A 25,010-nucleotide genomic window follows, 5' to 3' on the forward strand; every position below is an offset into this window, starting at 1 on the left:
GCTGACAGCCTGAGCTTGGCGGCGCGTGCAGCGAGTACGCATCTCCCGCCCCCGAGCCGCAGCGCGCAGTTCCCCCGATGCGCTTAGACAAGCAGCAACGAGCTTTAGCCCTGGGCCACTTGGTGGCCCAGGGCTCATTGCTTTTCCGAGCCTCCCCCGAGGCTCTCCGATTCCCGCTACTTCTGGGACCGCACCGGAATGTCAAAGATCACTCGGGTGCCGCGCTCCGGGGCCGGAACCATGTCGAACGTGCCGCCCAACTCGCCCTCCACCAGCGTCCGCACGATCTGCAGACCGAGATTGCCGGCGGTGTGCGGATCGAAGCCGTCGGGCAGGCCGACCCCGTCGTCCTGGACCGTGACCAGCAGTCGGGCCTCCTTGGTCGTGCCACCGCGCACCGCCGACACCTCGACCGTGCCGGTGTCGCCCTCGCGGAACCCGTGCTCCAGCGCGTTCTGCAGGACCTCGGTCAGCACCATCGACAGCGGCGTGGCGACCTCGGCGTCCAGGATGCCGAAACGGCCGGTGCGCTGGCCCGCCACCTTGCCCGGGGAGATCTCCGCGACCATCGCCAGGACGCGGTCGGCGATGTCGTCGAACTCCACGCGCTCGTCCAGGTTCTGGGAGAGCGTCTCGTGCACGATCGCAATCGATCCGACGCGCCTCACCGCCTCTTCGAGAGCCTCGCGCCCACGGTCGGACTCGATGCGCCGGGCCTGGAGGCGCAGCAGCGCCGCCACCGTCTGAAGGTTGTTCTTGACGCGGTGGTGGATCTCCCGGATCGTCGCGTCCTTGGTGATCAACTCACGCTCTCGCCGACGCAGTTCGGTGACGTCCCGGAGCAGGACGAGGGAACCGATACGGGTGCCTTTCGGCTTGAGCGGGATCGCGCGGAACTGGATGACCCCGTCGCTGGCCTCGATCTCGAACTCGCGTGGCGCCCAGCCGCTGGCGACCTTGGCGAGCGCCTCGTCCACCGGGCCCCGGGTCGGGGCGAGTTCTGCGGTGGTCCGGCCGAGGTGCTGGCCGACGAGGTCGGAGGCGAGGCCGAGCCGGTGGTACGCGGACAGGGCGTTCGGTGAGGCGTACTGGACGATGGCATCGGCGTCGAGCCGGATCAGCCCGTCGCCCACGCGGGGCGAGGCGTCCATGTCGAGCTGCTGGTTCGCGAACGGGAAGGACCCTGCCGCGATCATCTGCGCGAGGTCGGAGGCGCTCTGCAGATAGGTGAGTTCGAGTCGGCTCGGGGTGCGCACGGTGAGGAGGTTGGTGTTGCGTGCGATGACGCCGAGGACGCGTCCCTCCCGCCGGACGGGGATCGACTCGACCCGGACGGGCACCTCCTCGCGCCACTCGGGGTCACCCTCGCGCACGATGCGCCCCTCGTCGAGGGCGGCATCCAGCATCGGCCGGCGGCCACGCGGGACGAGGTGGCCCACCATGTCGTCCTGGTACGAGGTCGGACCGGTGTTGGGCCGCATCTGGGCGACCGAGACGTACCGGGTGCCGTCGCTGGTGGGAACCCACAGGACCAGGTCGGCGAAGGAGAGGTCGGAGAGCAGCTGCCACTCCGAGACCAGCAGGTGCAGCCACTCGAGATCGGTGTCGTCGAGGGCGGTGTGCTGGCGTACGAGTTCGTTCATGGAGGGCACGTGTGCGAGCGTACCCGGGGGTTCGTACGGCCCTGAAACACCCGCGGGCCGCGGCGCCTGAGAGGGACCCTCAACCCTCCCGGCACCGCAGCCCGGAGCAACATCGGCCGTGGGGTGTGCGGTCCCGGTCGGCCGAAGGATGAGGAGCCGGGGCAGTCAGGGCAGAGAGCCTCGGTTCCTCGGTCCGCCTTCCTGTGCGGGGAAGACGGAGGCTTGGTGCGCGTTGCACACGCGTTCTCGTTACGCATTGTGGACTAGACCACTTGTGGTGTCCATGCGTTGGAGGCTGTTCGTTGTTGTCATTTCCGCGACGCACCGGGCGCACCGGGCGCACGGGACGCACCGGCGTCCAGCAGGCAGCCTAACCTGTGCGGGTTCCTGTGCGGGGCCAGATGGCCAGGGCAATTTCCGCGACCGCCTCCAGTTCCTCCCTGCTCGCCCCGTCCCGCGCCTGTTGTGACATGCCCTGGATCATCGCTCCGGTGTGACGGGCCAGGGCGGCGGCGTCGATGGCGGGCGGCAGCACGCCTGCGGCGACATCGGCCCTGATGCGGCTTTCGAAGGCGGCGATGTTGGCGTTGCGGCGGTCCCGCAGCGACTGTTCCACCTCCGGGTTCGAGCAGTTCGCGGCGGCGTGGACGACGAGGCAGCCGTGCGGGTGGCCGGGTTCGGTGTAGGCGGTGGCGGCCTCGCGCAGGGTGCGCTCGACGGCGGCCCGCGCGGAGGGCTCCTCGGCGAGGGCGCGTTCGGCGAAGGATCCGTAGCGCGTGCCGTACACGCGGACGACCTCGTCGAAGAGGGACCGCTTGTCGCCGAAGGCGGCGTAGAGGCTCGGGGCACCGATGTCCATGACGCGGGTGAGATCGGAGACGGACGTCGCCTCGTAACCGTGCTCCCAGAAGGCCAGGAGCGCCTTCTCCAGCGCGGTTTCGCGATCGAAGGAGCGGGGGCGGCCGCGCGGCCTGGCCCTCGCCCTGCCGGCCCCACCGGTCCTCGCGCTCGCGGCGCCGGGCCCCTGTGAAGCCTTCACGCTTGCGGCGCCGGGCCCCTCGGAGGGCTTCGCCCCAGCGGCGTCAGACCGCTGAGGAGCCGGCGCGCTCGCGGCGTCGGCCCCTTGGGGAGCCTTCGCGGCTCCGTCGTCGTTCACCATGGGGTGCATTTTATAGCGGGCACTAGAGAAATGAGGACGGGCTGCTGTACGGTCATTTCTGTAGCGACCGCTAGAAAAATATGAAGGGGGGCGCCGTCATGGGCGTACTCACGGGCAGGACGGCACTCGTCACGGGGGCGAGCAGGGGCATCGGGCGAGGCATCGCCGAACGGCTGGGGCGCGACGGAGCCCGGGTCGCGGTGCACTACGGCAGGAACGAGACGGCGGCGAAGGAGACGGTCGCGGCGATCGAGAGGGCCGGGGGGTCGGCGTTCGCGGTGGGGGTGGAACTGGGGGCACCGGGGGACGCCGAGGCGTTGTGGGAGGAGTTCGACCGGCACGCGGACGGGCTGGACATCCTGGTCAACAACGCGGCGATCGGCAAGACGCGGCCGGTCGCGCTTCTTGAGGAGCAGGAGTTCGACGAGGTCTTCGCGGTGAACGTGAAGGCGCCGTTCTTCATCCTCAAGCACGCGATGACGCGCCTGCGGGACGGCGGCCGGGTCGTCAACATCTCGTCGGGACTGGCCCGGACGGCGGCGATGCCGGACAACGTGGCGTACGCGATGACCAAGGGCGCGCTGGACGTCTTCTCACGTGATCTGTCCAAGGTGCTGGGACCTCGCGGCATCACGGTGAACTCGGTGGCCCCCGGAATCATCGAGACGGACAACACGGCGCCACTGCTGCACGGCAGCCCCGACGGCTGGGCGAAGGCCGCGGCGCTGTCGGCGCTGGGCGGGGTGGGTCAACCCGCCGAGGTCGCGGACGTGGTGGCGTTCCTGGTGTCGGACGGCGGGCGGTGGATAACGGGCAGTTGGGTGGACGTGACGGGGGGTTCGCTCACCTGACATGCCATCGTCTCGGCGGCGTCGGCCCTCTGGCACGCGGCTTCGGGGCCCGATGCCGTGAGGAAGCGGGGCAGGCGCGAGCCCCCCACCCCCCAGCCCTCCCCCGCCCTCAGCGGGTCTCCGTCACCTTCGCCAGTGTCCGAGGCGCGTCCGGGTCCTGGCCGCGGGCGATGGTGACCTCGTAGGCCAACATCTGGAGCGGGATGATCTCCAGCACGGGCTGGACCTCCTCCGCCACGTCCTTTGTGGGCAGGACGAAGCCGGCCGACGCCTGCTCTACCTGGTGCCGGGGCCCGACGACGACGAGGTCGGCGCCGCGGCCGCGCAGCCGGTCCAGGACGGGCTGGAGGGCTTCGCCGCCCTTGCCGTCGGTCACCACCGCGATGACCGGGGAGACGTTGTCGACCATGGCCAGCGGTCCGTGCAGCAGGTCCGCGCCGGAGTAGGAGAGAGCGGGGATGTAACTGGTCTCCATCAGCTTGAGGGCGGCCTCCTTGGCCGTGGGGTAGCCGTAGCCCCGGGAGGTGATCACCATGCGCTCGGCGAAGCGGTAGCGGGCGGCGAGCGTGCGCACCTCGTCCTGCCGGGCGAGCAGTTGCTCGGCGAGGTCCGGCAGCACCCTCGCCGGCGCGCCGTCACCACCCCGTAGTCCCTCGACGAAGAGGTAGAGCGCGAGAAGGGAGGCCGTGTACGTCTTGGTCGCCGGGAGGGCCTTCTCGGGTCCGGCCATGATGTCGATGTGGTGCTCGGAGACACCGGCGAGCGGCGAGTCCGGGTTGTTGGTGACGGCCAGGGTGATCGCGCCGGCCTCCCGGGCGGCCCGGGTCGAGGCGACCAGGTCCGGGCTGCCGCCGGACTGGCTGACGGTGACGACCAGGACGTCGGTGAGGTCGGGGCGGGCACCGTAGGCCGTGGTCGTGGACATCGAGGTGAGTCCGCAGGGCAGGCCGAGCCGGACCTCCAGGAGGTACTTGGCGTACAGGGCGGCGTTGTCGGAGGTGCCCCGGGCGGTCAGCAGGACGAAGCGGGGCGTGCGGGCGGCGATCCTCCGTGCCACGTCCTGGATGGCGGGGGCGCCCTCGGACAGGAGCCGGCGCAGGACGGCCGGCTGTTCCGCCATCTCACGGGCCATGGTCCGGCCCGGGGGCTCGCTGACGGCACCAGGTGCGGCGAGGGCGGTCATGGCGTGGTTCCTTCCCGGGGGCGGGGCGACTGCAGACCCCATTCCACTCCCCCGGGTCGGACACCGCCCGCGCGGGAGGCCTCAAGTCCGCTTCGTCACCTTGTGCGCAGTGGCACTGTTCACCCTCTGGCGACCCGGTGGGCACGGCAGCGCCGCCCGTGCGGGAGTGGCGGCCTTCACCCTGGGCCGGGGAGGACCGCTCTGTTAGATTGGTCTAAACCACACGGCCCCTCACAGGCCCAGTCCCAGTTGAGTGCTCCTCTCAGATCGGCAGGCCCAGCGTGGAAGTTGTCATCGTCCCGGACGGCAAGGCGGGCGGCGAGCTCATCGCCGAGGCCATGGCTCAGCTGCTCCGGCGCAAGCCCGCCGCCCTGCTCGGCGTGGCCACCGGCTCGACGCCGCTGCCCGTGTACGAGGCGCTGGCGGCGAAGGTGCGCTCCGGTGCGGTGGACATCGGACGGGCGCGGATCGCGCAGCTCGACGAGTACGTGGGGCTGCCCGCCGATCACCCGGAGTCGTACCGGTCGGTGCTGCGACGTGAGGTGCTGGAGCCGCTCGGCATCGGCATGGACCAGTTCACGGGCCCGGACGGCACGGCGGCGGACGTGCAGGGGGCCTGCGAGGCCTACGACAAGGCGCTGTCGGACGCCGGGGGCGTGGACCTTCAGCTGCTCGGCATCGGGACCGACGGGCACATAGGTTTCAACGAGCCGTGTTCGTCGCTGGCGTCGCGGACGCGGATCAAGACGCTGACCGAACAGACCCGGATCGACAACGCGCGCTTCTTCGGCGGTAACATCGACCAGGTGCCGCACCACGTGATCACGCAGGGCATCGGCACCATCCTGGAGGCCCGGCACCTGGTGCTGCTCGCCACCGGCGAGAACAAGGCGGACGCGGTCGCCGCGTCGGTGGAGGGGCCGGTCGCCGCGGTGTGCCCCGCGTCCGCGCTCCAGCTCCACCCGCATGCGACCGTCGTGGTCGACGAGCCCGCCGCGTCGAAGCTGAAGCTGGCGGACTACTTCCGGCACACCTACGCCAACAAGCCGGAGTGGCAGGGGATCTAGGGCCCTCCCTAGGCATCCTCCGACACCGTCCGAGCTCCTCGGTCGCTTGTCCACACCCCGTCGGCGCCCCTCGGGGCCCTTCGCCCCCTCGCCCCCTCGCCCCCTTGTCTCCTCGCCCCCGGGCGACGCCCCCTGCTCCCCGGGGCCTGCCCCAGACGTCAGGCTTCAGAGCCCCAGGGCCCCGGCCTCGGCTGCGTCCTCGTCGGCCGGTTCGTCCTGGGCGCGCCAGCCGGCCACCCACAGGGGCATCATCCAGTGCACGACGAGGACGGCGATGAGGACGGGGGCGGCGTACGCCTTGGGGGCGTCGCCGGAGGTGCCGCCCGTGATCAGCAGAGTGACCGCCGCTGCGGCCAGGAGCAGGGTCGTCACGCGGTGGGCCCGGGCCAGGACACGGCTGCGCTCCGCGGACTGCCGCTCGTCCAGCGCGCGTTCGCGCAGTTCCAGCAGGCCCCGGGTGGCGCCGTTGATCATGCCCGTCGTGACCGTCCAGGGAAGGAACAGCACCGCCGTCACGGCGACGGACCACAGCGGCTCGCCCTCAGCCAGGCAGAAGTGGGCCATCAGGCCGCCGATGGCCCCGCTGAGGACGACATGAGCGACGACGGTCAGACGGCGGCGGGCCGCCGTGGCGTACCACGCCGCCGCGCGGCGGTCGTTCATCAGCCGCAGCATGCTCCGGTCGTAGCGGGTGAGGCGCGTCGTCGTCATGTCTGGTTCCTCCCGTAGACCTCGTCGGTGAGCGGGCGGAACGGTTCGAGGGAGAAGAGAGCCTCGACCGGCAGACCGAAGAACTTGGAGATCTTCAGCGCCAGGTCGAGGCTCGGGTTGTACTGCCCCCGCTCGATGTAGCCGATGGTCTGGTAATGGGCTCCCACTGCCTCGGCCAGGCTCTGGCGCGACACCTTGCGTTCGGCACGCACCACCGCCAACCTGTTGTGCACCTGCTCGCTCATGTATAAGAAGTACTACATTAAGGAGCATGCTTACAACCGTGACGCGAAGGAAGGCCTGACCCTGCCTCCCGGTGAAGGTGCGCCAGGGGTGGACAGCCTTACGGGCCGAGGTCACACGCCCGGGAGCCCCCCGGGGGGCGGGCCCACTGCGCTCTCACACGCCCGTGACTCCGGCGATCACCTCTGCCGCCGCGCGGCCGCAGACGCGGGCCGCGCCGTGGGTGGCGATGTGCAGGGCGCCTCGTGGGGCGGCCTGGGGGACGCCCATCTCGACCACCACGGTCTCGGGGCGCGCCGCGAGCAGGGTGTCCAGGGCCGAGGCCATCCAGAGGTGGCGGTGCTCGTCCCGGACGACGGCGACGATACGGCGGGTGCCGGCCGCCTGGAGCGCCTCCCGTCCGGCCTTCTCCCCAGCCTCCCGCTGCGTGCCGTCCCCGGCGCAGAAGCTGCCCGTCACCGTGCCCGGAAGGAGGTGGACGAGTTCCGCCGCGACGCCCCACGGGGTCTCGTCGCCCACCGCGATGTTGGCGACGGGGGTGAGGGCGGCGACGTAGGGCGGTTCGGTGAGGGGCTCGAAGGTTCCGGGGCTGCCGAGGCCGGGCGCCGCGGTCACGGTGAGGGCGCGGCGGGCGGCGTGCAGGCCGATCCCGGTGCCGTGGGAACTCTCGGCCGGGCGGCTTGCCGTGCCCGTCCAGCGGGCCAGTGCGCGCACCCGGTCGGCGGCCTCGGCGAGGCGTTCCTCCGGGAGTTCGCCCGCACGCACGGCTCCGACCAGGGCGTCCCGCAGGCGCAGGACGGTCGCGTCGTCGGCGAGGCCGCCGCCCACGCAGATCGCGTCGGCGCCCGCGGCGACGGCGAGGACGCTGCCGCGTTCGATGCCGTAGGTGCCGGCGATGGCGCGCATCTCCATGCCGTCGGTGACGATGAGGCCGTCGTAGCCGAGCTCGTCGCGGAGCAGGCCGGTGAGGATGCGGCGGGAGAGCGTGGCCGGGCGGTCGGGGTCCAGGGCGGGCACCAGGATGTGGGCGCTCATGACGGCCCGGGTCCCGGCGGCGATGGCGGCACGGAACGGGATCAGCTCGCGCTCGGCCAGCACCTCAGCGGAGACGCCGATGTGCGGCAGGGCGTGGTGGGAGTCGACGGCCGTGTCGCCGTGACCGGGGAAGTGCTTGGTGCAGGCGGCGACCCCGGCGGCCTGCAGGCCGGTGACGTAGGCGGCGGTGTGCCGGGCAGCGAGTTCGGTGTCGGCGCCGAAGGAGCGGACACCGATGACCGGGTTGCGCGGGTCGGAGTTGACGTCGGCGGAGGGGGCCCAGTTGAGGTTGACGCCGCAGGAGGCGAGGCGCAGGCCCAGTTCGTGGGCGACCTGCCGGGTCAGCTCCACGTCGTCGACCGCGCCGAGCGCGTGATTGCCCGGGAAGGAGGAGCCGCTGCGCACCTCCAGGCGGGTCACGTCGCCGCCCTCCTCGTCGATCGCGACGAGGACGTCGTCGCGCTCGGCCCGCAGCTGGCCGGTGAGGGCGGAGAGTTGGTCCGGCGAGGCGATGTTGCGGCCGAAGAGCCCGACGGAGGCGAGGCCCTCACCGAGCCGGCGCAGCAGCCAGTCGGGGGCGGTGGTGCCGGTGAAGCCGGGCTGGAGGACCGTCAGGGCGTCGCGGGTGAGTGTGTCGGTGCCGCTGGCGAGTGTCGTCATCGGGTGAGGTCATCCCTTCACTGCGCCCGCGGTCAGGCCCGCGGCCATCTTGCGCTGGACGAGGAGGAAGAGGGCGACGATCGGCACGGCCATCATCGTGGCGCCGGCCATCATCGGGGCGTATTCGGTGCCGTGTTTGGTGGTGAAGTTGCCGAGCCAGACGGTCGCGGTCTGGTTCTTCTGGCTGAGCAGCATCAGGGCGTACAGGTACTCATTCCAGGCCTGGATGAAACCGTAGACCGAGGTGGCGACCATGCCGGGGGCCAGGAGCGGGAAGACGACCCGGAGGAAGGCGCCGGTGCGGGAGCAGCCGTCGACCATGGCCGCCTCCTCCAGTTCCTTGGGAATGTTGACGATGAAGCCCCGCAAGGTCCACACCGTGAAGGGGAGGACGAAGGTCAGGTAGGTGATGATGAGGCCGGTCAGCCGGTCGTACTGGCCCAGGTCGTTGAGCAGCAGGAACACCGGGATGATCATGGCGACCAGCGGGACCATCTGGACCGCGAGGATGCCCACGATCACGATCTTGCGGCCGCGGAAGGCGAAGCGTGAGATGGCGAGCGCGGCGAGCAGCCCGACGGCCATGCCGATGACGACCACGGCCAGCGACACGATCAGGCTGCGGCCCACGGGGCCCCAGAAGTCGGCGATGTCCAGGGCCCGGCCGAAGTTGTCGAAGGTGAGACCGGTCGGCAGCAGGCTCGGGTCCGGGTCGATGGCGTCCTTGGCGGGCTTGAACGCGGTGTTGAGCATCCAGTAGAGCGGGAAGCCGGCGACGACGAAGACGAGGAGGCCGAGGAGGTTCCAGCCCAGCCGCGACTTGCGGCGGCCGGCTCCGGCGAGTGTGCTCATTCGACCTCTCCGATCTTCAGCATCTGCCGCATGTAGACGGCGACCACGCCGAGCAGCAGCAGGACGGTGATCAGCGCGATGGCCGAGCCCTGGGCGTAGTCGTTGACCACGAAGGCGCGGTCGTAGGAGTAGGTGTTGAGAACCTGGAACTCCGGCTCGGGGTGGCCGTTGCGCATGACGAACACCTGAGGGAAGACGCCCATGTCCCAGATGACCGACAGGGTCGTGAGCATCACGATGATCGGCTTGAGGACGGGCAGGGTGACGAAGCGGAAGACGCCCCAGGAGCCCGCGCCGTCAAGGCGGGCGGCTTCCTCCAGTTCCTTCGGGACCTGGGTGAGACCGGCGCTGAGGGTGATGACCACGAACGGCACGGCTCCCCAGATCACCAGCAGCATGATCACGGCCAGACCCTCGGGGCCGCTCACGAACCAGTTGTGGCCGACCATCTCGACGCCGGGCAGCTTGCTGAGCAGCGCGTTGAAGACGCCGTAGTCGGAGTCGAAGAGCCACTTGAAGACCGTGGTCGCCACGATCACGGGCATGCCCCAGCTGGCCACCAGCACGATGTTGATGAGCATCTTCAGCCAGCCGGAGACCCGCTGGAGCAGCAGGGCGAGCGCCATGCCGATCACCATGGTGAAGACCACGGCGCCGGCCGCGAAGACGATCGTGCGCACGACGACGGCCCAGAACTCGCCGTCGCCCAGCACCTTGGCGAAGTTGTCGAACCCGACCGTCTCGGCCGGCTGGAAGCCCCACAGCTGGGACTGTCCGAACTTCTGGAAGGACAGGGTGACCAGGCGGGCCAGCGGATAACCCATGACCAGGGCGAGGATCAGCAGGCACGGTGCGAGCAGCAGCCAGGGGGCCAGGGCTCCGCCCGACGTGCGCTGTCCGCGGGGCCGCCGGTCCTTCGGGGGCGGCGGCGGTGCCTGCCGCGGTGGCGGCACCTTGGCAGGGGTGGTGGTCTCTGCGGCACTCATCGCGCGCTCCTCGGCGGTCCCTCAGGTCGTACGGACGGCGGGGCTCCGCAAGCCGGGGAGCCCCGCGCTCAGGTCATTTGGTGTTGATGACCTTGTCGATCGCGGCGTCCGCCTCCTTGGCGGCGGCCTCGACGGACTTCTTGCCGGTGCCGATGTTCTGCAGCATGGTCTGCAGGATCTGGGCCTTCTCGACCTGGCCCCAGCCGGGCGCCATGGGGACGAACCAGCTGGACTCGGCCGCGGTGGCGGGGACCGCCGTCTTCGGGTCGTTCTTGAGCGTCGCGAGGTCGGTCTTGTTGTTGGGCAGGTTGCCCTTGGCCATCAGGCCCTTCTGCCCGGAGGAGCCGGTGAACGCGTTGATCCACTCGGCGGCCAGGGCCTGCGCGTCGGACTTCACCGGCACGGCGAGGTCACTGCCGCCCAGGAAGACGGGCATGTTCTTGCCGGACGGGCCGGGCATCACGAAGTTCTCGAGGTTGCCCTTGAGCTTTCCGGTCTTGTCGTTCTTCGGGTCCTCGGCGGTGGCGCCCTCCCAGGCGGCCGCGAAGATCATGGCGGACTTGCCCTGGCCGTAGACGATGTACCGGTCGGACTCGTCCTTGGTCTTGTCGCCGTGCATGTAGGAGTCGACGACGTTCTTGAACTCCTTCAGGCCCTTGAGGGACTCGGGCGAGGAGAGGGACGCCTTCCACTGGCCGCCCGACTCGCCGGCGATGGCGCCGCCGGCGTCGTAGACGAAGGACATGGCCGCGTACCAGTCGCGGGTGGGCTGGTACCAGGCGCTGAACTTGCCGCCCTGCTTCTTCTGGATCTTGTCCAGGGCGGCGGTGAGATCCTGGTACGTCTTCGGCGTCGACTTCACCCCGGCGGACGCCGCGACGTCCTTGCGCCAGTTGGCGACGCGACCGCCGGCGTAGTACGGGACGCCGTAGGTCTTGCCCTCGTAGGCGACCGAGGCCTTGAGGCCGTCCAGCCAGGCGTCCGCGTTGTCGAACTTGCTCTGGTCGAGGGGGGCGAAGGCGCCCTTGACCATGTAGCCGAGCATCTCGGTGTTGCCCATCTCGACCACGTCGGGGGCCTTGTCGGTGGCGAGGACGGCGTCGAGCTTGGCGTTCTTGTCGGGCCAGCCGTAGTACTCGTGGTTGATCTTGAGGCCGGGGTGCTTCTTCGTCACCGCGGCGTCGGCGGCCTTCACCAGCTCCGGCCAGTTGTTCTGCGCGTCGACGGTGAGCCAGACGGTCAGCTCCTTGGCGTCCGCGCCCTTGTCCGAGCCCCCGTCACCCTCGCCCCCGCATGCCGCGATGGAGACCATCATGCCCGCGATTCCGATCGCGGCTGTCAGCTTGCGCTTCACGCCACCCTCCTCAGGGATCCCACAACCCCCCTGGCTCCCCGCAGTGAACGTGGGGCCGGGCCTGGACCAATGGTGTAGACCAGTACCGGGGAGCTTGGACCAGACCAGAAGGCCTGTCAAGGGCCTCGATAAAGCTCTGACCAGCCGTTATGCGACCTACATATGCAGGAACCTTTAAGTAAGAAGCCAGCGAAAATCCGAGCGGAACACGGCATACTGCGGGTAGACCACAGCGAATGGTGGACTAGACCAAAAGAGGCGCCGACGGTATACAAGTGGGATCGTGTCGGCAGACCGGGCCGGGAAGGCGGAGCATGAGCACCGACGTCAGCAGTGCGGAGAACGAGAACGGGGTGCCCGTACGTACCGCGCGCGTGCCCAAGTACTACCGACTGAAGAAGCACCTGCTCGACATGACCGAGACCCAGGCGCCGGGCACGCCGGTCCCGCCCGAGCGCACGCTGGCGGCGGAGTTCGACACCTCGCGCACGACCGTGCGCCAGGCGCTGCAGGAGCTGGTCGTCGAGGGCCGGCTGGAGCGCATCCAGGGCAAGGGCACGTTCGTCGCCAAGCCCAAGGTCTCGCAGGCACTGCAACTGACCTCGTACACCGAGGACATGCGCGCCCAGGGCCTCGAACCCACCTCGCAGCTGCTGGACATCGGGTACATCACCGCCGACGACCGGCTGGCCGGGCTGCTCGACATCGCACCCGGCGGACGCGTGCTGCGCATCGAGCGGCTGCGCATGGCCAACGGCGAGCCGATGGCCATCGAGACCACCCACCTGAGCGCGAAGCGCTTCCCGGCGCTGCGGCGTTCGCTGGTGAAGTACACGTCCCTGTACACCGCGCTGGCCGAGGTCTACGACGTCCACCTCGCGGAGGCCGAGGAGACCATCGAGACGTCGCTGGCCACCCCGCGCGAGGCCGGTCTGCTGGGCACGGACGTCGGGCTGCCGATGCTGATGCTCTCCCGGCACTCGCTGGACCGGGACGGCCAGCCGGTGGAGTGGGTGCGGTCGGTCTACCGGGGCGACCGGTACAAGTTCGTGGCGCGGCTGAAGCGGCCTGCCGAGTAGCCGGCCGGGCGACGCTTCGGCCCTGCTGGCGCCGGGTTTCGTTTGGGTACCGCATTGCGGACGAGGGGTTCCGCTTCAGCATCCCCCTGACCTAGATTGCCTGCGCATTGCACAGGTGATCACCAAGGGGATGGAGCCGCCTGATGTCGCAAGCGCCGGAAGCAAGAAGAGGGCCGGTGGTGACGCCCCTGCGCGTCGTCATCGCCGTGTGCCTCATAGCGCCGTTCGTGGCCATGCTGTGGGTCGGCTCGTACGCCAAGACCGACCCGGCCTTCATCGGGATCCCGTTTTTCTACTGGTACCAGATGGCGTGGGTGCTCATCTCCACCGGTCTGACGATGATCGCCTACAAGCTGTGGCAGCGTGACCAGCGCGCCCGCTCGGCCGCGAAGGGCGGTGCGTCGCAGTGAAGGACGGCGTGAACGGCGTCGCACTCGCCGTCTTCATCTTCTTCTTCCTGGCCGTGACGGTCATGGGCTTCCTGGCCGCGCGGTGGCGCAAGGCCGAGAACGAGCACAGCCTGGACGAATGGGGCCTGGGCGGCCGCTCGTTCGGTACGTGGATCACTTGGTTCCTGCTCGGCGGCGACCTGTACACGGCGTACACCTTCGTCGCCGTGCCGGCGGCGATCTACGCGGCGGGCGCGGCGGGGTTCTTCGCCGTGCCGTACACGATCCTGGTGTACCCGCTGATCTTCACCTTCCTGCCGCGCCTGTGGTCGGTGTCCCACAAGCACGGGTACGTCACGACGTCGGACTTCGTGCGCGGACGCTTCGGCTCGAAGGGCCTGTCGCTGGCGGTGGCCGTGACCGGCATCCTGGCGACGATGCCGTACATCGCCCTCCAACTGGTCGGCATCCAGGCCGTGCTGGACGTGATGGGCGTCGGCGGCGGCGAGAACACCAACTGGTTCATCAAGGACCTGCCGCTGCTGATCGCGTTCGGCGTGCTGGCGGCCTACACGTACTCGTCGGGCCTGCGGGCCCCCGCGCTCATCGCGTTCGTGAAGGACACGCTGATCTACATCGTCATCGCGGTGGCGATCATCTACATCCCGATCAAGCTGGGCGGCTTCGACGAGATCTTCGCCAAGGCCGGTGAGGCGTACAGCCAGACCAACCCGGCGACGGGCGCGCCGCGCGGGGCGCTGACACCGGCCGAGCCGGGCCAGTGGACGTACGCCACGCTGGCGCTGGGCTCCGCCCTGGCCCTGTTCATGTACCCGCACTCGATCACGGCGACGCTGTCCTCGAAGAGCCGTGAGGTGATCCGCCGCAACACCACGATCCTGCCGCTGTACTCGCTGATGCTGGGCCTGCTCGCGCTGCTCGGGTTCATGGCGATCGCGGCCGGCATCAAGGTGCAGAACGGTCAGCTGGCGATCCCTCAGCTGTTCGAGACGATGTTCCCGGACTGGTTCGCGGGCGTGGCGTTCGCGGCGATCGGCATCGGCGCGCTGGTGCCGGCGGCCATCATGTCCATCGCGGCCGCGAACCTCTTCACCCGCAACATCTACAAGGACTTCATCAAGCCGGACGCCACTCCGGCGCAGGAGACCAAGGTCTCCAAGCTGGTCTCCCTGCTGGTGAAGGTCGGCGCCCTGGCCTTCGTCCTCACCATGGACAAGACGGTCGCCATCAACTTCCAGCTGCTGGGCGGCATCTGGATCCTGCAGACCTTCCCGGCCCTGGTCGGCGGCCTGTTCACCCGCTGGTTCCACCGCTGGGCCCTGCTCGCGGGCTGGGCGGTCGGCATGATCTACGGCACGGTCGCGGCGTACGGCGTGGCCTCCCCGACGCAGAAGCACTTCGGCGGTTCCGCGAAGGAGATCCCGGGCATCGGGGAGATCGGCTACATCGGTCTCACGGCGTTCGTCCTGAACGTGGTGGTGACGGTGGTCCTGACCTTCGTCCTGAAGGCCCTGAAGGCCCCCGACGGCATCGACGAGACCAAGCCGGAGGACTACACGGCGGACGCGGGCGACCCCGGCGTCCAGGTGGAGCTCCCGCCTGCCACCGCCGGTTCAGCCCACTGACCTGAAGGGCGCGGAGCCGCATCACCATGCGGCTCCGCCGCGTGGGCGCGAACAACCACACAACACCCGCAGCGGGCCGCCGAGATCGCGTACAACGGCGGCCCGCTGTCGTGCACACTCACGCCATGGACCTCCTGATCCGCCCCGTCGAACCCGCTGAACACGACGAACTCGGCACCATCACCGCCCAGGCCTACCTTCAGGACGACCTCCTCGACTTCGGCGAGAGCGACGCGTACCTGCACGTGCTGCGGGACGTCGCCGGACGGGCGGCCTCCGCGGAGGTCCTGGCCGCGCTCAGGGACGGCCGCGTGCTCGGGGGCGTCACCTTCGTCCCGTCCGGCGGCCCCATGGCCGACATAGCCGGCCCCGGAGAGGCCGAGATCCGCATGCTCGCCGTCTCGCACGCGGCCCGCGGGCAAGGAGTCGGCGAGGCCCTCGTGCGCTCCTGCGTCGACCGGGCACGGGCCACCCCGGGCTGCCGGAGCGTCGTGCTGTCGACCCAGCGCACCATGCACGCGGCCCACCGCATCTACGAACGGCTGGGCTTCACTCGCACACCCGAGCGGGACTGGAACCCCCTCCCGGAGCAAGATGACATCACTCTTCTCACCTATGAGTTGACGCTCTGAAACCAGCATGACACAACATCTGGGGGTGCCGTCCGAACCCGGCACAAGATGTATGCTCATGCTCGCTGTCGCCGCAGGGGAATCCGGTGCGAATCCGGAACTGTCCCGCAACGGTGTACTTGTGCATGTCTGTTCCCGGAACCCCCGCGTTCCCGGGGAGCGCCCTGCACAGGGGTCAGTCCGAGGACCTGCCGACAGCGCACCCGGCCACCCGGCCGGTGTGCCCTGACGTCCGGGCCTCGTGGAGTGGGCCGGTGGACGCGACGCCGCGTGCGCTCGCGTGCTGCCGCCTGCCCTCGACGAGGCCCCCGTGCCGAGCGAGGGAGAGCCCCACGTGACCATCGCGCCAGCCGAGCCGGTCTCAGCCGAAGAGGAGCACGACGCCCCCGGTGCCGCGCTGCTGCGGACCCTGAGCGAGCTGACCGCCGACCTCCCCGACGCCGACCCCGACAGGGTCGCCGCCGCCGCGCTGCGCGGCCGGTCCGCGCAGGCGGACGAGCGGGAGTTGCGGGAACTGGCGACGGAGGCCGCGGCCGGTCTGATCTCCGAGGACCCCGCCTACTCCCGGCTGGCCGCCCGGCTGCTGGCCATCGGCATCCGCGAAGAGGCCGCCTCGCAGGGCGTCACGTCCTTCACCGAGTCCGTCGCCGTCGGCCATCGCGAGGGGCTCATCGCCGACCGCACCGCTGAGTTCGTGCGCGTCCACGCCGCCCGTCTCGACGCGCTGATCGACCGTGCGGCCGACGACCGCTTCGGCTACTTCGGCCTGCGCACCCTGCACAGCCGCTACCTGCTGCGCCACCCGCACACCCGCAAGGTCGTCGAGACGCCCCAGCACTTCATGCTGCGGGTGGCGAGCGGCCTCGCCGAGGACGACACCGCACGCGCGGTGGACGAGGTCGCGGCTCTCTACCGGCTCATGAGCCGCCTCGACTACCTCCCCTCCTCCCCCACGCTCTTCAACTCCGGCACCCGGCACCCCCAGATGTCGTCCTGCTACCTCCTGGACTCCCCCCAGGACGAACTGGACTCCATCTACGACCGGTACCACCAGGTGGCCCGGCTGTCGAAGCACGCCGGCGGTATCGGCATCGCCTACTCCCGCATCCGCGCCCGCGGTTCACTGATCCGCGGCACCAACGGGCACTCCAACGGCATCGTCCCGTTCCTGAAGACCCTGGACGCCTCGGTCGCCGCCGTGAACCAGGGCGGCAGGCGCAAGGGCGCCGCCGCGGTCTACCTGGAGACCTGGCACGCCGACATCGAGGAGTTCCTGGAGCTGCGCGACAACACCGGCGAGGACGCCCGCCGTACGCACAACCTGAACCTCGCGCACTGGGTGCCCGACGAGTTCATGCGGCGCGTGAACGCCGACGCGCAGTGGTCGCTGTTCTCCCCCTCGGACGTGCCCGAGCTGGTCGACCTGTGGGGCGAGGAGTTCGACGCCGCGTACCGGGCGGCCGAGGCGCAGGGCCTCGCGAAGAAGACCCTGCCCGCCCGTGAGCTGTACGGCCGCATGATGCGCACCCTCGCGCAGACCGGCAACGGCTGGATGACCTTCAAGGACGCCGCCAACCGCACCGCCAACCAGACGGCCGAGCCCGGCCACGTCGTGCACTCCTCCAACCTCTGCACGGAGATCCTGGAGGTCACCGACGACGGGGAGACAGCGGTCTGCAACCTGGGCTCGGTGAACCTCGGCGCGTTCGTGACCGGCGGGGACATCGACTGGGAGCGGCTGGACGAGACCGTCCGCACGGCCGTGACGTTCCTCGACCGGGTCGTGGACATCAACTTCTACCCGACCGAGCAGGCGGGCCGCTCCAACGCCCGCTGGCGTCCGGTCGGACTCGGCGCGATGGGCCTCCAGGACGTCTTCTTCAAGCTGCGCCTGCCCTTCGACGCGCCGGAGGCCAAGGCCCTGTCCACCCGCATCGCCGAGCGGATCATGCTCGCCGCGTACGAGGCCTCCGCCGACCTCGCCGAGCGCAACGGCCCGCTGCCGGCCTGGGAGAAGACCCGTACGGCCCGGGGCGTACTGCACCCCGACCACTATGACGCGGAGCTGACCTGGCCGGAGCGCTGGGCGGCCCTGCGCGAGCGCGTCGCCACGACCGGCATGCGCAACTCGCTGCTCCTCGCGATCGCCCCGACGGCCACCATCGCCTCCATCGCGGGCGTGTACGAGTGCATCGAGCCGCAGGTCTCCAACCTGTTCAAGCGCGAGACGCTGTCGGGTGAGTTCCTCCAGGTCAACTCCTACCTGGTGGACGAGCTGAAGCGGCTCGGCGTGTGGGACGCCCGCACCCGGGAGGCCCTGCGCGAGGCCAACGGCTCGGTGCAGGACTTCGCCTGGATCCCGGAGGACGTGCGCGCCCTCTACCGCACGGCGTGGGAGATCCCGCAGCGCGGCCTGATCGACATGGCGGCGGCCAGGACGCCGTTCCTGGACCAGTCCCAGTCCCTGAACCTGTTCCTGGAGACGCCGACCATCGGCAAGCTCTCCTCGATGTACGCCTACGCCTGGAAGTCCGGGCTGAAGACGACGTACTACCTGCGCTCGCGCCCGGCGACCCGCATCGCCCGCGCCGCCCGGGCCACCGTGCCCGTGCAGGCCACCCCCGACCCCGAAGCGGTCGCCTGCTCCCTGGAAAACCCCGAGTCCTGCGAGGCCTGCCAGTAATGCCCAGCAACCAGAACCTTCTCGACCCCGGCTTCGAGCTCACCCTGCGCCCCATGCGCTACCCGGACTTCTACGAGCGCTACCGGGACGCCATCAAGAACACCTGGACCGTGGAGGAGGTCGACCTCCACTCCGACGTCGCCGACCTCGCCAAGCTCTCCCCCGCGGAGCAGCACCTCATCGGCCGGCTGGTCGCCTTCTTCGCGACGGGTGACTCGATCGTCGCGAACAACCTGGTGCTGACGCTGTACAAGCACATCAACTCCCCCGAGGCGCGGCTGTACCTGAGCCGTCAGCTCTTCGAGGAGGCCGTGCACGTCCAGTTCTATCTGACGCTGCTCGACACCTATCTGCCCGACCCGGAGGACCGCGCGGCGGCCTTCGCGGCCGTGGAGAACATCCCGTCCATCCGTGAGAAGGCCGGGTTCTGCTTCAAGTGGATCAACGAGGTCGAGAAGCTGGAGCGCCTGGAGTCACAGGCCGACCGCCGCCGCTTCCTGCTCAACCTGATCTGCTTCGCCGCGTGCATCGAGGGCCTGTTCTTCTACGGCGCCTTCGCGTACGTCTACTGGTTCCGCAGCCGTGGCCTGCTGCACGGCCTGGCGACCGGCACCAACTGGGTGTTCCGCGACGAGACGATGCACATGTCCTTCGCGTTCGACGTGGTCGACACCGTCCGCAAGGAGGAGCCGGAGCTCTTCGACGACCGGCTCCAGCAGGAGGTGACGGACATGCTCCGGGAGGCCGTCGAGGCCGAGCTGCAGTTCGCGCGCGACCTGTGCGGTGACGGTCTCCCGGGCATGAACACCGAGTCGATGCGGCAGTACCTGGAGTGCGTGGCGGACCAGCGGCTGACCCGCCTCGGCTTCGCTCCGGTGTACGGCTCCGAGAACCCCTTCTCCTTCATGGAGCTCCAGGGGGTTCAGGAGCTGACCAACTTCTTCGAGCGGCGGCCCTCGGCGTACCAGGTGGCGGTGGAGGGCACCGTCGACCTGGACGAGGACTTCTGAGCCGGCACCTCTTCGCGGGCCTCCTGGGCCTCCCGGATCTGACGGTCGATGCGCCTCTCGCGCACCAGGCCGATCACGGACGGGAGGATCAGGAGGACCAGGATCCCGAAGGTGGCGGTCAGTCCGATGAGTGCTTCTACCTGGTTGCTGTTCATGGACACCACTGTCGCGCTGATTACTCCTTACCGTCAGTGGCAGTACTGCCGTAGACCCTCGAATTTCTGCCAGCGGCGAGGCACACTGGACGCATGCTGCAGAACGTGGCCGTCGCCCTCCTCGACGGCGTGAACCCCTTCGAACTCGGTGTGGTGTGCGAGGTCTTCGGCACCGACCGGAGCGACGAGGGCCTGCCGGTGTACGACTTCGCCGTCGCCTCGGCCGAGGGCCCGGTGCTGCGGATGAACTCGGGCTTCTCGCTCCACGCCGAGCACGGCCTGGAGCGGCTGGAGACGGCCGATCTGATCGCCGTGCCGGCCGGGCACAGCTACGCGTCCCGGGACTTCCCGCCGGAGCTGCTGGACGCCCTGCGGCGCGCGGTCGACCGCGGCGCCCGGGTGCTGAGCGTCTGCTCGGGCGTCTTCGTGCTGGCCGCGGCCGGGCTGCTGGACGGGCGCCGCTGTGCCACGCACTGGAAGCACGCCGAGGACCTCGCCCGCCTGTACCCGCGTGTGGTCGTCGAGCCGGACGTGCTCTACGTCGACGAGGACCCCGTGATCACCTCCGCCGGCACGGCCGCCGGCATCGACGCCTGCCTGCACCTGGTGCGAAAGGAGCAGGGCACCGAGGTCGCCAACAAGATCGCCCGGCGGATGGTGGTGCCGCCGCACCGTGACGGCGGCCAGGCCCAGTACATCGAGCGCCCGCTGCCGCTCCCCGAGGCCGACACGATCGGTGAGGTGCTGGCGTGGATGGAGCGGCACCTGGACGAGGAGGTCACGGTCGAGCAGCTGGCCGCCCGCGCCCACATGTCCCCGCGGACCTTCGCCCGCCGCTTCCAGCAGGAGACGGGCACGACTCCCTACCGCTGGGTGCTGCGCCAGCGCGTGCTGCTGGCCCAGCGGCTGCTGGAGGCGACGGACGAGACCATGGACGCGATCGCCGGCCGAACGGGGTTCGGCAACGCGGCCACACTGCGCCACCACTTCGTCCGGGTGATCGGGACCACCCCGAACGCCTACCGGCGGACGTTCAGGGGACCGGAAGCGGCCTGAAGCACGTGCCGGTCACCGCGCCACCGGCCGCACCAGCAGGTCGTGCGGCCGGAGCGTGATCCCCACTCTCGTGGCGTCCTTCGACCCCGCGACCTGCTCGAAGCGGTACTTGGTGGCCAGCGCCGCCGTGATCAGCGTCAGCTGGGCCATCGAGAAGTGGTCGCTGGGGCACTTGCGGTTTCCGACGCTGAAGGGGCTCATGGCGTGCTTCGGGACGTCCTTGACCCGCTCCGGAAGCCAGCGGTCGGGGTCGAACTCCAGGTTTCGCTCGTACGACTTCGGGTCGCGCTGGATCGCGTAGGGGCTGTAGATGATGTCCGCCCCGGACGGAATACGGTATCCACCGAGTTCCGTGTCCCGTACCGCCCGGCGCGTCAGAATCCAGACGGCAGGGCTCAAACGCATGGACTCCACTACGACGTTATTGGTGTGCCTGAGTCCTCGGACGTCTGCGAATGCCACCGGCCTCCCGCCGGTGACGGCTCGCACTTCGTCGCGCACCCGGTCGGCGTGTTCGGGGTGTTCCGCGAGCATATGCAACAGCCACATGATCGTGGAGGCGATGGTTTCGCTGCCGGGGGTGAGGATCGCGACGACCTGATCGTGGATCTCCTGTTCCCCGATCGGTTCGCCATTCTCGTCCTTCGCCTCGAGCAATGCCGTCAGCAAATCGTCCGGCTTTTGACCGGATGCCCGGCGCTCGGCGATGATCTCGTCGACCAGGAGATGCAAATCGGCCAATGCCCGGTTGAATTTCCGGTTGGCCGGGAGCGGCAGGTTGTAGAGCGGTCCGAGCGGGACCACCATCCGCCGGTACATCCCCCGGAAGACGGTGGCCAGGGCGACGCACAGCCGTTCCGCCCGCTCGTCCATGTAGTCGCCGCGCAGCAGGCAGCGGGCCGCGACGCGCACGGCCACCCGGAAGGACTCAGAGGTGCAGTCGATCGTCTCGCCGGGCTTCCAGCGCTCGGTGAGCGCGTGGGCCTCCTCCTCCATGATCGGGCCGTAGGCGGGGATGGCGTCGAGCCGGAAGGCGGGCTGGATGGTGCGCCGCTGGCGCCGGTGCTGCGGGCCGTTCGCCGTGGCCACCCCCTCCTTTCCGAGCAGGCCTTCCAAGGACTCCCACAGCGGCCCGGCGATGATGAAGTCGTTGCTCAGCGCCAGGGCACCGGTCAGGTCCGGGGTGGTGACCGCGTACACCGTCTTCGGGCCGAGCCCCAGCCGCACGACGTCGCCGTCGTCACGCAGCCGGGACATGAACGCCAGCGGGTCGCGTGCCAGCTTCCAGCCGTGACCGAGGACCGGGACGGCACCGCCCGCCCGGGGCGGCTCCCGCAGCTCCACGGCCGGCGGGGTTTCGGGCTTCACGGACTCGATGGTCATTTCTCACCTGCCGCTTCGTTGTTGACGTACGGGGGCGTGGACCGGTCGTCCCAGCTGTCGACCATGTACCGTCCGGACTCGTGATGGAACCAGTAGACGGAACTGAACCAGTTCCGCATATTGCCCAGACAGCTCCGCACGGCGGCGCTCAGTTCCTTTCCCCGCACGGTACCGTCGGCGAGGTCATCGGCGAACCGTAAGGCTTCCTGCTCGACGTCGATGAAATCGGTGATGCATTTCTCGACACGGCGCCGGACTTCCACGACCGCTTGTTCCAGGGTCAGCCCCTCATGGGTGATGAGGCTGATTCCAAGATTGTGCACCTCGTTACCCGCTATTTCCTTGGGGAGCGAGCACAGATCGTTGTACCAGGCGGCGAACTCCTGACTCAGCAGCGCAGAACGCCGATATGCCCGGTGCTTTCTTACGGAATCGGGGAGTTCACAGCCGGCGGCCGGCTCCAGCAGGTCCGTCCATATCCAGTGCGCGAACGTGAGCCGCCGCAGCCGAAGGTATTCCTCGACCGTCGGGACGATCCCCTCGGTGCGATTGTGGAACTCCCGGTCGTAGGCGTCGATCACCGCATGGAAGTGCCGGGCGAACCGGAGGTTCCACGTCTGGGGCAGGAACGTGTACAGCCGCTGCACGCTGTCCGCGAACCCGGCGACCAGTGGGTCCTCGTGGTGCAGATGCTCCCCGGGGGAGTCGAGGGCCGAGTGCAGCCGGTCCCGCAGCAGCCGCCAGGCCGCGGGACGGCCGTGCACTATGTCGCGGTCGTGACGGTCGTCCCAGACGAAGAACCAGGCGCTGTAATCGGCGATCGCCTGCATGACCTCGTCCGGGCTGTCGATGTAGTACCCGGCCATGAGGTCGGTGTAGCAAAGGCCGTCGGCATATTCCTCCACCTTGTCCGCAGGCATGAGCCGCTTTTCGAGCAACCAGGCCCGGGTCTTGTCCTGGCACTTCGGCCAATACGGGTGGAGCCGACGGGGAAACGCCGCCTCGATCACCGGAAGAGAGAGCGACGGTGGAACTGCGATCGTGTCCGGTGTCGATGTGGTGCCGTGTGACAAAGCATGCACGAACTAACCCCTCTCAGCCGCCAGTTGGCGCAGGCGCCCCTCCCTTCGTGCCGGGCGTGCGCCGTTGCATACCCCGCTCATCCCATTCAGCACTACAACTGACCGTTCTGGGAACGCATTTGCTTCATTCACCACCCCACACTGCCGGTATCTCCCGTTGTGTGACTTCGTGCGGATCACCAGGAGAGCGGAAGCGATCGAACGTGCGTCGGACAGGCGAACGACACAGGCGCGCGGCGCCTGTTCAGGGTGGGGAACCCGAACAGAAGCCGCGCGCCTGATGAGGCTGAGGTGTCAGTCGTTGGCCACGACCGGGTAGCGGGGCTCGTTCTCGGCCATCTGCCGCAGCGCGTCCTTGCGCTCGCGCTTGGAGAGCCGGTCGATGTACAGGTAGCCGTACAGGTGGTCCGTCTCGTGCTGCAAACAACGAGCAAAGTACCCGGTGCCGCGCACCTTGATCGGGTTGCCCTTCTCGTCCTGCCCGGTCACCTCGGCGTAGTCGGGCCGGGCGAGCGGCACGTACGCGGTGGGCACCGAAAGGCAGCCCTCGTTGCTGTCGTCCAGGCGGCGCTTGTCGGCGGGCAGTTCGACGAGCTTGGGGTTGCAGACGACGCCGGTGTGCCGGACACCCTCGTCGTCCGGGCAGTCGTAGACGAAGACCTTCGCGTCGACACCGATCTGGTTGGCGGCGAGGCCCACGCCCTCGGCGGTGCGCTGGCTGGCGAACATGTCGGCGACGAGCTGCTGGAACTCCTCGCCGAAGTCGGTGACGTCCTTGCACTCCGTGTGCAGCACCGGGTTCCCGACGACGGTGATCGGCCGCGAGGTACCGCGCTCCCGCCAGGCCGCCTCGCGCTCCTCGCAGTCCTCCGTGTCGATCACGTACCCCTCGTCATCGACGGGGAGCACGCCCGCACGCTGCTGATCGGTGTCCTGCTGAGCCATGACGTCTTGTACGCCTTCCTGAAACTGACCGGGCTGAGATGCGGATACAGCCTACGCCGGTGGCGCACGCCCCGTTTTGTCTTGCAGGCGCGGGGAACCGCGCGGACCATCACGACGGCGCCGCGCCCGCCGACGGCGCTAACAAACCTCTTCCAAGTCCCGCCAGTCCCGAGAATCCGGACTGTCGGCGACCCACCCGTCCAGCAACCCCCGAACCAGCGAAGCCGGCGCAGCCAGCCCGCACTCCCGCTCGGGGACCCACAGCTGCCCGTCCGTCCGGTGCCCCAGCGGCCCGGGGTGCCCCGGCTCACTGTGGTCGTGGGGGTCGAGATGCTCCCCGTCGCCCTCGTCGGACGGCATCCGTGACTCCGAGCACATCCGGCACAGCAGCCGCACCGAGGAGGACCAGTCCTCCGCCGCGAACCCGGCGTCCGCGGCCAGCTGCTCCAGCGCGTCCCGGTCCGACTCGGTCGCCGCCTCCAGCAGCACCACCCACGTCGGCACGGGCGAGGGCGCCCACAGCTCGATCTCGTCGAACACCGGGTAGGTGTGCCCGGCGGCCGTGGTCCGCTCCCCGTGGGGCACACCGTCGTGCAGGACGACCTCGCCCCAGCGCCGGCCCGACGACGGCAGCGGAATGGACAGCACCTCGATCCGCGCGGGATCCAGCCGCCGCCCCCACACGACCTCGGCCTCCCCCTCCGGGGACAGCCGTACGGCAGCGCTGCCGAGGTCCATGCCGAGGGGCTCACCGGAGTCGTTGGCCGCTCCCGGCACCCGCAGCCCGTAGGCCTGCCAGGCGCGCCGGGCCAGCGGCCAGTCCTGGAGCGCGGTGGCGGCGATGCCGACGTTCCACCAGTCGGGCGCACCGGTGTCCCGGTCGAGCAGCGCCACGGCCCGCAGGCCCGCCGTCCGCGCCTGCTCCCAGTCATGCCGGAACTTGTGCAGCAGCGCGAGATTGAACCAGGACTCGGAAAGCCAGGGCTCCAGATCGGCGGCACGTGTCAACAATGCGCCTGCGTCCTCGTACCGGCCGTCGCCGATGAGGGTGAACGCCCGGTCCGTGGCCTGCCGCCAGGAGGCGGAGGGCCGGTGCCGTCCCTTGCCGAAGATCCTCACGATTCCCGCCTGCCAGTTCCGTGCGGTGGGCTGGCCGTAGCTGTGTTTCGAGCCCCCGGACACCTTCTCCTTCGCATCCAACCACGT

At 69.6% G+C, this 25,010-nt stretch carries 23 protein-coding genes and 1 riboswitch; of the genes, 9 read left to right on the top strand and 14 right to left on the bottom strand.

The genetic code is table 11. The features are described 5' to 3' along the window. Positions 1-176 precede the first annotated feature (176 nt). Positions 177-1,643 carry a PAS domain-containing sensor histidine kinase gene (locus AB0937_RS22075; protein WP_366713926.1) on the bottom strand — a complete coding sequence of 489 codons (1,467 nt, stop codon included), beginning with the start codon at positions 1,641-1,643 and terminating at the stop codon, positions 177-179. A 370-nt stretch (positions 1,644-2,013) separates the two neighbouring features. Continuing rightward, on the bottom strand, positions 2,014-2,802 hold the full coding sequence (locus AB0937_RS22080; protein WP_366713892.1) for a TetR/AcrR family transcriptional regulator: 789 nt from the start codon (positions 2,800-2,802) through the stop codon (positions 2,014-2,016). 98 nt (positions 2,803-2,900) lie between these two features. Between AB0937_RS22080 and AB0937_RS22085 the strand changes: the two genes are divergently transcribed. Further along, positions 2,901-3,653 carry an SDR family oxidoreductase gene (locus tag AB0937_RS22085; RefSeq protein ID WP_366713893.1) on the top strand — a complete coding sequence of 251 codons (753 nt, stop codon included), beginning with the start codon at positions 2,901-2,903 and terminating at the stop codon, positions 3,651-3,653. A 109-nt stretch (positions 3,654-3,762) separates the two neighbouring features. Here AB0937_RS22085 and AB0937_RS22090 read toward each other — a convergent pair whose 3' ends face one another. Then, on the bottom strand, positions 3,763-4,836 hold the full coding sequence (locus tag AB0937_RS22090) for an SIS domain-containing protein (protein ID WP_366713894.1): 1,074 nt from the start codon (positions 4,834-4,836) through the stop codon (positions 3,763-3,765). A 281-nt stretch (positions 4,837-5,117) separates the two neighbouring features. Between AB0937_RS22090 and nagB the strand changes: the two genes are divergently transcribed. Continuing rightward, complete coding sequence (nagB, locus tag AB0937_RS22095) at positions 5,118-5,903, top strand: glucosamine-6-phosphate deaminase (RefSeq protein ID WP_366713895.1); 786 nt, start codon at positions 5,118-5,120, stop codon at positions 5,901-5,903. Positions 5,904-6,068: 165 nt separating this feature from the next. Here the strand turns inward: nagB and AB0937_RS22100 are convergent, their stop codons facing one another. The 6 genes from AB0937_RS22100 to AB0937_RS22125 all read right to left on the bottom strand — a co-directional run bounded on the left by AB0937_RS22100 (position 6,069) and on the right by AB0937_RS22125 (position 11,744). Beyond that, complete coding sequence (locus AB0937_RS22100; RefSeq protein WP_366713896.1) at positions 6,069-6,614, bottom strand: hypothetical protein; 546 nt, start codon at positions 6,612-6,614, stop codon at positions 6,069-6,071. Then, on the bottom strand, positions 6,611-6,859 hold the full coding sequence (locus AB0937_RS22105) for a helix-turn-helix transcriptional regulator (RefSeq protein ID WP_351636412.1): 249 nt from the start codon (positions 6,857-6,859) through the stop codon (positions 6,611-6,613). The genes AB0937_RS22100 and AB0937_RS22105 overlap by 4 nt, the downstream gene beginning before the upstream one ends. 154 nt (positions 6,860-7,013) lie before the next feature. After that, positions 7,014-8,552, bottom strand: coding sequence for a glycoside hydrolase family 3 protein (locus AB0937_RS22110; protein ID WP_366713897.1), 1,539 nt, complete (start codon positions 8,550-8,552; stop codon positions 7,014-7,016). A 9-nt stretch (positions 8,553-8,561) separates the two neighbouring features. After that, the gene (locus tag AB0937_RS22115; protein ID WP_366713898.1) at positions 8,562-9,404 is read right to left on the bottom strand and encodes a carbohydrate ABC transporter permease; all 843 of its coding nucleotides are present in this window, start codon (positions 9,402-9,404) and stop codon (positions 8,562-8,564) included. Next, the gene (locus tag AB0937_RS22120) at positions 9,401-10,390 is read right to left on the bottom strand and encodes a sugar ABC transporter permease (RefSeq protein WP_366713899.1); all 990 of its coding nucleotides are present in this window, start codon (positions 10,388-10,390) and stop codon (positions 9,401-9,403) included. Before AB0937_RS22120 ends, AB0937_RS22115 begins: the two co-directional genes overlap by 4 nt. 73 nt (positions 10,391-10,463) lie before the next feature. Beyond that, the gene (locus AB0937_RS22125) at positions 10,464-11,744 is read right to left on the bottom strand and encodes an extracellular solute-binding protein (RefSeq protein WP_366713900.1); all 1,281 of its coding nucleotides are present in this window, start codon (positions 11,742-11,744) and stop codon (positions 10,464-10,466) included. A 314-nt stretch (positions 11,745-12,058) separates the two neighbouring features. Between AB0937_RS22125 and AB0937_RS22130 the strand changes: the two genes are divergently transcribed. The 6 genes from AB0937_RS22130 to AB0937_RS22155 all read left to right on the top strand — a co-directional run bounded on the left by AB0937_RS22130 (position 12,059) and on the right by AB0937_RS22155 (position 19,183). Continuing rightward, positions 12,059-12,823, top strand: a complete 765-nt coding sequence (locus AB0937_RS22130) for a GntR family transcriptional regulator (RefSeq protein ID WP_366713901.1) — start codon at positions 12,059-12,061, stop codon at positions 12,821-12,823. 143 nt (positions 12,824-12,966) lie between these two features. Next, a complete protein-coding gene (locus AB0937_RS22135; protein ID WP_366713902.1) occupies positions 12,967-13,233 on the top strand; it encodes a DUF3311 domain-containing protein in 267 nt (88 codons plus the stop codon). After that, a complete protein-coding gene (mctP, locus tag AB0937_RS22140; protein ID WP_366713903.1) occupies positions 13,230-14,858 on the top strand; it encodes a monocarboxylate uptake permease MctP in 1,629 nt (542 codons plus the stop codon). The genes AB0937_RS22135 and mctP overlap by 4 nt, the downstream gene beginning before the upstream one ends. A gap of 125 nt (positions 14,859-14,983) precedes the next feature. After that, positions 14,984-15,490, top strand: coding sequence for a GNAT family N-acetyltransferase (locus AB0937_RS22145; protein ID WP_366713904.1), 507 nt, complete (start codon positions 14,984-14,986; stop codon positions 15,488-15,490). Positions 15,491-15,535: 45 nt separating this feature from the next. After that, positions 15,536-15,701: riboswitch (cobalamin riboswitch) on the top strand. A 123-nt stretch (positions 15,702-15,824) separates the two neighbouring features. After that, positions 15,825-18,173, top strand: a complete 2,349-nt coding sequence (locus tag AB0937_RS22150; protein WP_366713905.1) for a ribonucleoside-diphosphate reductase subunit alpha — start codon at positions 15,825-15,827, stop codon at positions 18,171-18,173. After that, entirely contained in the window at positions 18,173-19,183 is a 1,011-nt protein-coding gene (locus tag AB0937_RS22155; RefSeq protein WP_366713906.1) for a ribonucleotide-diphosphate reductase subunit beta, read from the top strand. The genes AB0937_RS22150 and AB0937_RS22155 overlap by 1 nt, the downstream gene beginning before the upstream one ends. Here AB0937_RS22155 and AB0937_RS22160 read toward each other — a convergent pair. Continuing rightward, the gene (locus AB0937_RS22160; protein ID WP_199825691.1) at positions 19,096-19,338 is read right to left on the bottom strand and encodes a hypothetical protein; all 243 of its coding nucleotides are present in this window, start codon (positions 19,336-19,338) and stop codon (positions 19,096-19,098) included. The two genes, AB0937_RS22155 and AB0937_RS22160, sit on opposite strands and share 88 nt — an antisense overlap. Positions 19,339-19,431: 93 nt before the next feature. On the opposite strand from AB0937_RS22160, the gene AB0937_RS22165 reads away from it, so the two are divergent. Further along, on the top strand, positions 19,432-20,394 hold the full coding sequence (locus AB0937_RS22165; protein WP_366713907.1) for a helix-turn-helix domain-containing protein: 963 nt from the start codon (positions 19,432-19,434) through the stop codon (positions 20,392-20,394). A 12-nt stretch (positions 20,395-20,406) separates the two neighbouring features. On the opposite strand, the gene AB0937_RS22170 is transcribed toward AB0937_RS22165, so the two are convergent. The 4 genes from AB0937_RS22170 to AB0937_RS22185 all read right to left on the bottom strand — a co-directional run bounded on the left by AB0937_RS22170 (position 20,407) and on the right by AB0937_RS22185 (position 24,923). Next, positions 20,407-21,777 (bottom strand): cytochrome P450, encoded by a 1,371-nt coding sequence (locus tag AB0937_RS22170; RefSeq protein WP_366713908.1) that lies wholly within the window; start codon positions 21,775-21,777, stop codon positions 20,407-20,409. Then, the gene (gene cyc1, locus AB0937_RS22175) at positions 21,774-22,859 is read right to left on the bottom strand and encodes an epi-isozizaene synthase (protein WP_366713909.1); all 1,086 of its coding nucleotides are present in this window, start codon (positions 22,857-22,859) and stop codon (positions 21,774-21,776) included. Before cyc1 ends, AB0937_RS22170 begins: the two co-directional genes overlap by 4 nt. 294 nt (positions 22,860-23,153) lie before the next feature. After that, positions 23,154-23,804, bottom strand: coding sequence for a peptide deformylase (def, locus tag AB0937_RS22180; protein WP_366713910.1), 651 nt, complete (start codon positions 23,802-23,804; stop codon positions 23,154-23,156). Positions 23,805-23,942: 138 nt separating this feature from the next. Then, entirely contained in the window at positions 23,943-24,923 is a 981-nt protein-coding gene (locus AB0937_RS22185) for a hypothetical protein (RefSeq protein ID WP_351635084.1), read from the bottom strand. Between the last annotated feature and the right edge of the window lie 87 nt (positions 24,924-25,010).

It is taken from the genome of Streptomyces sp. NPDC047880 (assembly GCF_040706515.1).
Lineage (GTDB): Bacteria > Actinomycetota > Actinomycetes > Streptomycetales > Streptomycetaceae > Streptomyces.

Bases quoted from the DNA above. Each gene is read 5' to 3' on its own strand.
- AB0937_RS22075 (WP_366713926.1), bottom strand. From the start codon at position 1,643: ATGAACGAACTCGTACGCCAGCACACCGCCCTCGACGACACCGATCTC.
- AB0937_RS22080 (WP_366713892.1), bottom strand. From the start codon at position 2,802: ATGGTGAACGACGACGGAGCCGCGAAGGCTCCCCAAGGGGCCGACGCC.
- AB0937_RS22085 (WP_366713893.1), top strand. From the start codon at position 2,901: ATGGGCGTACTCACGGGCAGGACGGCACTCGTCACGGGGGCGAGCAGG.
- AB0937_RS22090 (WP_366713894.1), bottom strand. From the start codon at position 4,836: ATGACCGCCCTCGCCGCACCTGGTGCCGTCAGCGAGCCCCCGGGCCGG.
- AB0937_RS22100 (WP_366713896.1), bottom strand. From the start codon at position 6,614: ATGACGACGACGCGCCTCACCCGCTACGACCGGAGCATGCTGCGGCTG.
- AB0937_RS22105 (WP_351636412.1), bottom strand. From the start codon at position 6,859: ATGAGCGAGCAGGTGCACAACAGGTTGGCGGTGGTGCGTGCCGAACGC.
- AB0937_RS22110 (WP_366713897.1), bottom strand. From the start codon at position 8,552: ATGACGACACTCGCCAGCGGCACCGACACACTCACCCGCGACGCCCTG.
- AB0937_RS22115 (WP_366713898.1), bottom strand. From the start codon at position 9,404: ATGAGCACACTCGCCGGAGCCGGCCGCCGCAAGTCGCGGCTGGGCTGG.
- AB0937_RS22120 (WP_366713899.1), bottom strand. From the start codon at position 10,390: ATGAGTGCCGCAGAGACCACCACCCCTGCCAAGGTGCCGCCACCGCGG.
- AB0937_RS22130 (WP_366713901.1), top strand. From the start codon at position 12,059: ATGAGCACCGACGTCAGCAGTGCGGAGAACGAGAACGGGGTGCCCGTA.
- AB0937_RS22135 (WP_366713902.1), top strand. From the start codon at position 12,967: ATGTCGCAAGCGCCGGAAGCAAGAAGAGGGCCGGTGGTGACGCCCCTG.
- AB0937_RS22145 (WP_366713904.1), top strand. From the start codon at position 14,984: ATGGACCTCCTGATCCGCCCCGTCGAACCCGCTGAACACGACGAACTC.
- AB0937_RS22155 (WP_366713906.1), top strand. From the start codon at position 18,173: ATGCCCAGCAACCAGAACCTTCTCGACCCCGGCTTCGAGCTCACCCTG.
- AB0937_RS22160 (WP_199825691.1), bottom strand. From the start codon at position 19,338: ATGAACAGCAACCAGGTAGAAGCACTCATCGGACTGACCGCCACCTTC.
- AB0937_RS22165 (WP_366713907.1), top strand. From the start codon at position 19,432: ATGCTGCAGAACGTGGCCGTCGCCCTCCTCGACGGCGTGAACCCCTTC.
- AB0937_RS22170 (WP_366713908.1), bottom strand. From the start codon at position 21,777: ATGACCATCGAGTCCGTGAAGCCCGAAACCCCGCCGGCCGTGGAGCTG.
- def (WP_366713910.1), bottom strand. From the start codon at position 23,804: ATGGCTCAGCAGGACACCGATCAGCAGCGTGCGGGCGTGCTCCCCGTC.